8 protein-coding genes are annotated in these 10,064 nt (G+C 51.8%); 6 read left to right on the plus strand and 2 right to left on the minus strand.

Annotated features, from left to right (window positions below; all coding sequences use genetic code 11):
- The first annotated feature begins 112 nt into the window (after positions 1 to 112).
- From gltA to BP822_RS01575, 6 genes are all read left to right on the plus strand, one after another.
- Positions 113 to 1,525: an NADPH-dependent glutamate synthase gene (gene gltA / locus BP822_RS01550; protein ID WP_286877569.1), complete on the plus strand. Its 1,413-nt coding sequence runs from the start codon at positions 113 to 115 to the stop codon at positions 1,523 to 1,525.
- An 18-nt stretch (positions 1,526 to 1,543) separates the two neighbouring features.
- Positions 1,544 to 2,419, plus strand: coding sequence for a UbiA family prenyltransferase (locus tag BP822_RS01555; RefSeq protein WP_286877571.1), 876 nt, complete (start codon positions 1,544 to 1,546; stop codon positions 2,417 to 2,419).
- Positions 2,420 to 2,520: 101 nt separating this feature from the next.
- Complete coding sequence (gene alaXM / locus BP822_RS01560) at positions 2,521 to 3,216, plus strand: alanyl-tRNA editing protein AlaXM (RefSeq protein WP_286877572.1); 696 nt, start codon at positions 2,521 to 2,523, stop codon at positions 3,214 to 3,216.
- Between the two features lie 80 nt (positions 3,217 to 3,296).
- A complete protein-coding gene (locus tag BP822_RS01565; protein WP_286877573.1) occupies positions 3,297 to 3,989 on the plus strand; it encodes a hypothetical protein in 693 nt (230 codons plus the stop codon).
- Between the two features lie 63 nt (positions 3,990 to 4,052).
- Positions 4,053 to 4,478 (plus strand): VOC family protein, encoded by a 426-nt coding sequence (locus BP822_RS01570; protein WP_013720155.1) that lies wholly within the window; start codon positions 4,053 to 4,055, stop codon positions 4,476 to 4,478.
- A gap of 116 nt (positions 4,479 to 4,594) precedes the next feature.
- Complete coding sequence (locus BP822_RS01575; protein ID WP_013720154.1) at positions 4,595 to 5,881, plus strand: anaerobic sulfatase maturase; 1,287 nt, start codon at positions 4,595 to 4,597, stop codon at positions 5,879 to 5,881.
- An 86-nt stretch (positions 5,882 to 5,967) separates the two neighbouring features.
- On the opposite strand, the gene BP822_RS01580 is transcribed toward BP822_RS01575, so the two are convergent.
- Positions 5,968 to 8,454, minus strand: coding sequence for an arylsulfatase (locus BP822_RS01580; protein WP_286877575.1), 2,487 nt, complete (start codon positions 8,452 to 8,454; stop codon positions 5,968 to 5,970).
- 766 nt (positions 8,455 to 9,220) lie between these two features.
- On the minus strand, positions 9,221 to 10,064 hold an 844-nt coding region (locus BP822_RS01585; RefSeq protein WP_286877577.1), incomplete at its 5' end, for an ABC transporter substrate-binding protein.

Consider the following 10,064-nt stretch of genomic DNA (forward strand, 5'->3'; position numbering starts at 1 on the left):
TGATGCGGATTGATCGTATTAGTAGGTTGCTCTGAAAGGAAAATCTTTTTTATATAGCAGGGCGATGCTCAGCGCTAAGAGATCATAGCCTCTGAGGCGCGGTGTGGAAGAAATGGCAGAAAAGTTGAAGTTAAACCGGGTGGAGATGCCCAAGCAATCTCCAGAGAAGAGGAAGAGCAATTTCGAGGAGGTTGCCCTGGGCTACACTCCAGAGCAAGCGGCTCTAGAGGCCAACAGGTGCATCCAGTGCAAGAAGCCCAAATGCGTTGAAGGCTGCCCCGTGGGAGTGAACATCCCCGAATTCATCCTCGCCCTGCGGGATGGTGATATGCCCGGAGCGGCATTATCGCTAAAAGGAAAAAACAGCCTACCCGGGATCTGCGGCCGGGTCTGTCCCCAGGAGGTGCAGTGCGAGAGCCGTTGCGTTCTTGGAAAGAAGGGCGCGCCCATAGCCATAGGTCGGCTGGAGCGCTTTGTGGCCGACTGGGAGCGGGTGACGAAAAAGTGCCCGCCCTGCGAACTGCTGCCTCCCTCAGGCAAGAGCGCTGCTGTTGTGGGTTCGGGCCCATCGGGGCTCACCTGCGCTGCAGACCTGGCCAGAATGGGCCACAAGGTCACCATCTTCGAGGCCCTGCACGAGGGCGGAGGGGTCTTGGTCTACGGCATTCCAGAGTTCCGCCTGCCCAAGGGGATCGTCCGCTCGGAGATCGAGTATGTCAAGTCCCTCGGCGCTGAGCTCGAGCTGGACTCTGTGGTGGGCAAACAGGTCCAGATAGATGAGCTTCTCAAGGGTGGCTACGATGCCGTATTCCTGGGGATCGGCGCCGGAGCACCACGATTTCTCAATGTCCCTGGCGAGAACCTGAGCGGCATCTACTCTGCCAACGAGTACCTCACCCGGGTCAACCTGATGAAGGCCTACAAGTTCCCCGATTATGACACTCCCATTAAAAAGGGCAAGAAGGTGGCCGTGGTGGGTGGAGGAAATGTGGCGATGGACGCCGCCCGGTCGGCATTGCGTCTGGGAGCAGATGAGGTGCACATAATCTACCGCCGCTCTCGGGAGGAGATGCCTGCTCGCCTGGAGGAGGTGGAGAACGCCATGGAAGAGGGAGTGATCTTCGACTTCCTCACCAACCCCACCCGGTTTTTGGGCGACCACCGGGGCATGGTCAACGCCATGGAGGTGGTGGAAATGGAGCTGGGCGAGCCAGATGCCTCAGGCAGGAGAAGCCCCAGGGTGAAGAAGGGCTCAGAGCATATAGTGAACGTGGATACAGTGGTCATCGCCGTGGGAACGGTGCCCAATCCCCTCATCACCTCCAGCACGCCTGAGCTCAAGACGACAAAGTGGGGAACCTTAGTGGTGGACGAACGCGGCAGGACCACCATGGAGGGAGTCTGGGCCGGAGGAGACATCACCACCGGTGGAGCCACAGTGATCAGTGCCATGGGAGCGGGCAAGATCGCTGCTGCTGATATGGACCATTGGCTGAGGAAGAATGGGAAGTGGAGCGAGAGCTGAGCACTAAACCCCTTTTCCATGAGTGACAATTCTCCTGGCACGGGAATTGCAGCAAAAGCGAAAGCAATGCACGATCTGGTGAAGCCCGAGCTGCCAAGTGCTGCTGGGGTATGCGTTGTGGCCGGCGAGGTGATAGCATCCGGATCAGTGCCAGAAGCCTCTATTGGAATTCTTGGCTTTCTTGCCGGCTTTTTCATCTCCGGCACCGCCATGATCACCAACGACTATTTTGACCTGGAGGTGGACCGGGTGAATCATCCCGCCAGGCCTCTTCCATCCGGACGGATATCAGCGAATGAGGTCATGATTTCAGCATTGCTCTTTTCTGCGGCAGGCTTGATAGCGGCAGGACTTCTGGGTCCCATTGCCCTTGCTTTGGCTCTAGCCATGTGGATTGTTAGCAACCTCTATAACTGGCGGTACAAGGAAACGGGACTGTTCGGAAACATGATGGTGGGCTTATGCCTTGCCCTGCTCTTTGTCCTGGGAGGGGTTGCCGTGGGTCGACTGGACAACCCTATGCTCTGGATCTTTGCCGCTCTGGTATTCGTCTTCGATCTGGGAGAGGAGATCGCTGGAGGGGCTATGGACATGGAGGGTGACCGCAAGCGATCAGCTCGGAGCATTGCACTTTTATACGGAAGAGAGAATGCCCTGCGCCTGGCAGGCTTGTTATTCGGTCTGTTTGTCTTGATAAGCCTGATTCCATTCCTGATGGGCTGGCTGAGAAGCTTTTTGCTTTTCGTTTTTGTGCCCATGGATCTGGCCATCCTCTACTTTGCCTCCAAGCTCCTGGCGAGCCGGAGAGCGGAGGAAGGAAGGATGAGGATCCGCCAGCTATACCTCTCGACCATTATTTTTGTTATCGTGTTCATAGCTGCCAGCGTTTGGTAGCATCTTTTGCTGCAGCTCATAAGTCTTGTCGCGAATGATCGGTTCAGAAGATGTCCCATCCCGCCGATAAGCTGATAAAATAATGGGTTAACATTGTGGCGATGAAGTCAATCTATATCGAAGATAGTTATATACGATCTTTTGATACGACTGTTGCTGATGTAAAGGGCGATGGCGTCATCCTTGAAGAGACTGCATTCTATCCTCAATCAGGTGGACAGCCATCGGATTTGGGGTCATTATTTCGAGATGAGGATGAGTTTTGCGTCTTGAGAGTTGAGCCGTCAGGACCAATCCACATCATGGACAGGACCGGCCTTGCTCCGGGAGATAGGGTATCGGGGAGAATAGATTGGGATCGACGCTACAAATTCATGCGCAGCCATACCGCCTGCCATATCCTCAGCTCGGTAATATTCGATAAAACTGGCGCCAGGATAACTGGAAACCAGATAGATATTGCCCGGTCGAGGGTGGACTTCAGCCTGGAAGCCTTTGACAAATCGAAGATAGCCGAATATGTTGACCAGGCCAACCAGTTGATCTCCGAGGATCATGCTGTAAGGATAAGCCTGCTGCCAAGAGCTGAGGCCATGGCTATACCGGATCTGGTGCGTCTTGCCATGGATGTCCCGGATAGAGAGGAGATAAGGGTGGTTGAGATCGAGGGCGTGGACCGGCAGGCATGCGGAGGGACTCATGTCGGCAGAACTGGTGAGATAAAGGGAATTAAGCTGGTAAAGGCAGAGAACAAGGGAAAAGCCAACCGACGAGTATACTTCGAGCTGACCGAATAAGGTTACAGCATACAGGGTCGGAACCCAGGTCACGAACAGATCTGAAGGTATCAAAAGATTAATTATCTAATCTTTCCATTATGATTCCAGTGATCGGGAATTCATTCTGTCTAGTGCTCATCGTGAGTGTGGCGGCAACGGCTCTTGCGGCAGGCTTTTTCTGCGATACAGGAGAAGCAGCAGCAACCGAAATAGAAGATCTTGGCGCTAATCTTCTCAATTCAACTCCCGACCTTGGCCATAATAATCCCATATGTAAGAGCACTGTTGCGGATATGGAGTTTCGTTTTGAAGAATCATCAACTGTCAGGGGTTCAGGCGAGGTCTCCATAAAGGGATCATTTCACGATACTGGAGTGGATTCCAGCGGCTGGATGAAAGGCTCTGGATCGATCAGCCTCGAATCTCTGCGCAACATGAGCAAGATTCGCCAGGAGGTGGAATTCATCCAGAAGGACGATCTGGTCTTCGCTGGCGGACAGCTCAAGAATAGGAAAAGCATGAGCCTGCCCTTATTCGAGAACGGCACCGGCGCAACTGTCCGGGAGAGGTTCAATCTGAGCCATGTGGACCGGAGTGAGACCAATGCGATCAGGTCTTTTGACCGCTTCAATAATTCTATGATCTACGACACAGCGCTCGCCTTTGACGGAAAGTGGGACCTCGAGAACAGACGTGGGTGGTCGATCTATATGAATAGAAGCAAACAGTCCTATTCGGGATCATTCCAGACCCAGAAGAAGATCGTGTTTGATGATTCGGATCAAGGTTAGGTTCGGAGAGGAGCCTTTAATGCCTCTGGCAGCATTAAACCCTCTAATTCAGAGGAGTTAAATATGGAAGCACGATTGAACATCGTCACGCTAGGGGTTCGAGATCTGGATAAAGCCATTCGATTCTATCGAGATGGTCTTGGATGGCCAATGTCCAGCGTTAGCGCAGGAGATTTTGCGATATTCAAATTGAGCACAGGCACTGCATTGGCTTTATTTCCCAGAGAATTGCTGGCCTTAGATGCCAATGTTAGGGATCCTGGAGGATTTGGCGGAATCACCCTTGCCCATAATGTAGCAACCCGTGAAGAGGTGGATTTGGTTTTATCTCAAGCTATTCAATCCGGAGGTAGCATCCTTAAGCCAGCCCAGGCACCCGAATGGGGTGGCTATTCAGGATATTTTGCCGATCCAGATGGGCATCCCTGGGAGATTGCCTGGAATCCTCATTTCGAACTTGAGCAGGGTTGCTTGGTTTTGCCCGATTAGAGAGCGTATTGCAGCGCCAGTCCTACTCCCAGATGACCAGAACGGCAGAGCATCTAGTGGAGCTGAAAACCTAATTGGGGGAAGATTGATTTGCTTTGAGGAAATTTCCACCATCAATGGGAAAGACAGACTCATTGCCCGGCTTTCATCTGCTGGCCAAGCCCACGGGAGCAGCATGCAATTTAGGCTGCAAGTACTGCTTCTTTCTCTCAAAGAAGAGCCTTTATCCTGGCAGCAGCTTCAGGATGTCCGATGAACTGCTGGAGACATATATCCGCCAGTACTTGGAAGCGCAGAGAATTCCACAGGCTACCATCGCCTGGCAGGGCGGCGAGCCCACGCTGATGGGCTTGGATTTCTTCCGGCGTTCGGTCCAGATCGAGCATAAGTACAGCCGTCCGGATATGATCATCCAGAACACCATGCAGACCAATGGCACTCTGCTTGACGACGAATGGTGCGAATTCTTCCGCGAAAACAACTTTCTCATAGGTCTATCCCTGGACGGGCCCAGAGAGTTTCACGACGCTTATCGAGTGGACAAGACAGGAAAGCCTACCTTTGACAGGGTGATGAAGGCGGCCCGACTCCTGCGGCATCATAAGGTGGACTACAACATCCTTACCACAGTTCATGCCGCCAACGGCGATCATCCACTGGAGGTTTACCGTTTTCTCAGAGATGAAGTGAAAGCTAATTTCATCCAGTTTATACCCATAGTGGAGAGAGAAAACGACACCGGCTTTCAGGAGGGAGATGTCGTCACCGATCGTTCAGTGAAAGCGGAACAGTATGGCCGTTTCTTGATCTCTGTCTTCAATGAATGGGTGTGCAGAGATGTAGGGAGGATTTTTGTTCAGATATTCGATGTGGCTTTAGCCGCCTGGTCTGGAATGCCTTCCGGAATGTGCGCATTTTCAGAGACTTGCGGCACGGCCATGGCCTTGGAGCATAACGGAGACATGTACTCTTGTGATCACTTTGTTGAACCGAAATACCTTCTGGGCAATATCTGGAAGAGGGACATGGCCGGATTGGCCAGATCGACAAAGCAGCAGAAGTTCGGTCGGGATAAGCTCGACGCGCTGCCGGAATATTGCCGCCGCTGCGAGGTGAGATTCGTCTGCAATGGCGAATGCCCTAAGAACCGCTTTATAAAAACGCCTGACGGAAAATCTGGTCTAAACTATCTGTGCGCCGGCTACAAGGAGTTCTTCAGGCACATTGACGGGCCGATGCGGTTCATGGCTCATGAACTCCGCCTGGGCCGGGCTCCAGCTAGCATTATGAAATACACCAAGGACGGCAAGATTCCCCAGGTCATCTTCAAGCCAGGAAGGAACGATGCCTGCCCCTGTGGCAGTGGGCTGAAATACAAGAAATGCCATGGAAGGGCGGGATGAATGAATTCCTGTTCCAGTCATCGTTGACCAAGTCATAAAATAAAAATAAAGGTATGGACAGTCTGAAGACTGCCCGTACCTAAGGTTCAGTCGTTAGCGACAGTCATTTCCACTTTCTCCAGATCTCCAGTATACTTGAACGGGCTCTGGTAGTCGTCTGTCACAGGCGTCTGCGGATCTTGTCCAACCTCCAAACCCTCTTCGAAGGAATAGCGTGCGGGCACTGTGAAAGACATATCCACGCTTCCTTCCTCATTGCCATTGATGAAGAGCCTGCCTTCGCCCTTCCACCTTCCGGTCTTCTCGAACTCAAAGCCCAGGGTGGCCTCTCCTTCAGGTACCTCATTTATCGAGGAGACTCTGTAATGCTTCATGTTGAAGAGATTGTAGTCGAAGATGAGGTGCTTATCCTTGACATAGAGCGACAATCCTGCGAACCTGCCACCTATGGAGAAGAGAACGCCTTCGCTATCGTTTCCGGAGGTGTTCACATATGCAGTCAAAGTGTAGGAGCTGTTGCGCGTGTCGGGGATAGCTGGCTCCATGATCTTTTCTACTCCGGGCAGGTAGGTGAAGGTCGATATTCCTCTTGCCTGGAGAGCGGAGTACCTTGCGCCTGCGCGGTCATCCAGGGGCAGCACGTTATACTTACTGGCCTCGGCCCACCAGCGATCCTTCATCTCTTCAAGCTTGGCAGGATACTGGTCTGCCAGGTTGTGTACCTCAGAGACATCGTCGGTGAGGTTGTACAGCTCCCAGGTATCGTTTTGGAAGTCAGGGCCATAGTTTAGGTGGTGGAACGCAACCGCCTTCCAGCCATCGTACCATATAGCGCGGGTTCCCATCATCTCGAAGTACTGGACCTTCTTATGAGTAGGCTCTGTGGAGTTAGCGAAGGTATAGGCCAGGCTAATTCCTTCGATAGGCTTCTGGGTGACACCGTTGTAAACCTCAGGAGCGTCGAATTCCAGGACCTCAAGAACAGTTGGCACAACATCGATAGCATGACAGAACTGCGACCGGATACCGCCTTCTTCCTTGATGCCATCAGGCCAGTATATTATCATTGGGTCGTGAGTTCCGCCTTCATGGCTGGTCCACTTGAAGAGCTTGTGAGGGGTGTTGTCGGCCATAGCCCATCCCAGAGGATAGGTCGGGTATGACAGAGGTCCGCCAATCTCATCGATCTTAGAGAGCATAGTGCTGATATTGGTTATATTGCCAATGGGCAGGAAGTCATTTTGGAATCCGGACGATTCTCCTCCTTCGGACACCGAGTTTGCCCACATGACCATGTTAGTCCAACCGTTGGCGTCACCCTCTGGAGATGCGCCGTTATCAGATATCACCACTATCATGGTGTTATTGAGCTGGCCGCTGTCCTCCAGGTAATCCAAGAACCTTCCAATCTGCTCATCAGTGTAATCGATGTATGCGGCGTGAACCTCAGCAAACCTTGCATAAACCTTCTTCTCGTCTTCTGTTAGGTTGTCCCACGCTTTTACCCACTGGTCACGTGGCGCCAGATCGGTGTTCTCAGGTACGACTCCCAATTCCTTCTCTTTAGCCAGAGTCTGGTTTCTCATGGCGTCCCAGCCCATATCGAATCTGCCCTTATACTTATCGATGTAGGCCTCGGGAACGTGATGCGGCCAATGGCCAGCACCGAAGGCCAAGTAAAGGAAGAAGGGCTTGTCCGGTTGGAGGGATTTTCCGTCGCTTATGTACTGTATGGACTGGTTCACCAGGTCCTTGGAGAGATGGTAACCCTCCTCGGGGGTGGCGGGCGGCTTTATGCGGGTACTGCCGGAAACCAAGTCAGGATACCACTGGCTGGTGTGGGACTCAAGGAATCCGTAGAACCTCTCAAATCCCCTGCTCATTGGCCACTGGTCGTAAGGTCCTGCTGCGTTGATAGAATCGGAAGGCGCAAGGTGCCACTTGCCCACGCAATACGTATCGTACCCTTGCCCAACCAGCATCTCAGGCATGGTCGCTGCTTCTTTAGATAGATAAGTCGTATATCCGGGGTAGCCCGATGCAAACTCCATTAAAGAACCGACCCCTACAGAATGAAGATTTCTGCCCGTGAGCATGCAGGCGCGGGTTGGAGAGCAGATGCCAGTGGTATGGAAGTTGGTGTATCTGAGTCCTCCTTGAGCCAATCGATCTATATTTGGTGTCTCGACAGGTCCGCCAAAGCATCCAAGGCCACCGTATCCAATGTCATCTAAAACCAAGAACACTACGTTGGGCGATCCCTTTGGAGCCTTTACGGTCTCAATGGGACATGGTGTTGAGTCTGCATAAGTCAGGCCAATCTGAGGTACGCATTTCTCACCTGCCTCGGTTGTGCCCTGAGAAGAAGCGGACGTAGATTCGCTCTTTTCAGACTGGATGACCAGTACGGTCTCCTGCTCGGGCGAGATTACGTCCTCATTGGACACATCTGCCAGGGTCGAACTCTCAGATAAGACCTTTCTTCTATTCGTAACCAGTTCCAGGCCAGAGTCTTCCAGCGATCCGTTGCTGGAGCGACCCTTGGCATCGGCTGCTATCGTCTGGGTGATCAATTGGCTATCAGAAATCGCTAAAGCATCTGATGCTTCAGCAGAATTGCTGCTATCTGCAGAAAAACTATCGGATGCTGCTATTGCGAATAAAAAAATCAAAAAAGCCATTGTCACGGTGGCTTGATTTGGGATTAGTATTCCTCCTTAATCCAAGGAATGCATCATGGTATAGATAATTATCCGTCCGGTGATCCTGACAAAAACACATTATTGAGAGTATATAGGGGTGATTTTATCAAAAATCTCATGATAAAATATCCTCTTGCCGATTCTAAAATCCGTCAAATATTTCGAGCTAATTCTTTCTTTTCTCGTAAAAATGATAATATCTTCAATTGATCCGGATGAGGAATACCTTTTGAAGAGGAGAAGACAGTGCAGACACTGTCAGCACAGCTCTCCTGATCACATTTCATATAAATCATCTACATCAAGGATCCTCTGAAGTGCCATCTACCGGAAGCCGGAGGAGCTGGCCAGGCAGGGGCATAAAGCCCTTCAAGAGGAGGTTCGCATAACCTTGGATCTGGTCTTATGGGATGGCTCTTCGCTGAATTTTGTGGTGGATTCAAGTTCAACCATACAACATAGCGAGGAGCCTATGGGATCCCATACCTCATGGGCTTCCTGGGGCTGGAGGACGCCAACAGCGAGCGGGACCTGGGGGCGGGTATTCTCAGGTGCTGGAGAGGTTTATGTTTGAGCTGGATCACGGATTTCTCCTTCATCGCCCGACAGAAGCGCATGACCACGGGGAGAAGGACTCCTATCCAGATATAAGCGGCATATTCGTGGATTGCATCACTTCCAAATCAGCAATTTCCCCATCTATCAGCGATACTATGGTTACGTCCTTGTTAGGTATGCGACAGTCATCCTGGTAGCTTATATCCCCTGTCACTCCACTAAACCCTGAAGTATTTCCAAGGGCCTGAAAAATCGCCTCCGGATCGCTCGATCCAGCCCTGTCAATGGCCTCGGCCAGAAGTTTGACTGCATCATATCCCAGAGCAGAGAAGGCGTTCTCAGGAGGATATCCGTACTCGGATTTGTAGGCCCGAACGAATTCACCTGTACGGGAGGAGTTTTCATCCAGAAGGGCATGTGTCGAAAAGATGATCCTTCCCATGCCCTCTTGTCTCAAGTCAAGCGAATCGAGGCTATCGCCGCCAAATATAGGACTATCAATGTCGGCCTTCCGCAGAGCTTCGATCACAGCCTTGGCCTCTTCCGGTCCTGCTGCAAGGTAAATCATCTCAGAATGCGCATCAGAGACTTCCTGGCTCAGAATCGCCTGATCTGAATCATTGATGAAGGCTTCTATGATGATTTCTCCTCCCAGATCTGCATATCGTTCCTTGAAATAGTAGGCCAGGAGGCGAGCGAATTCCATATCCCCATCCACTACAAGTGAGCAGGTTTTAGTTCCCATCTCATTAAAGGCATATTCAGCCCCCGCTCTGGCTTGGACATTATCGCCAAAGCATGCCAAGAACAGGTCTTCATTCTCCTCTGCCAGTCTGGGAGAAGTTGCGCCTGATGTCACAAAAGGTATCCCCGCGGCAGATGTGATTGGTCCTGCTGCTAGGACCATATCTGTGTCACTCAGG

Source organism: Methanosaeta sp. UBA458, from assembly GCF_002496085.1.
Classification (GTDB): Archaea; Halobacteriota; Methanosarcinia; order Methanotrichales; family Methanotrichaceae; genus Methanothrix; species Methanothrix soehngenii.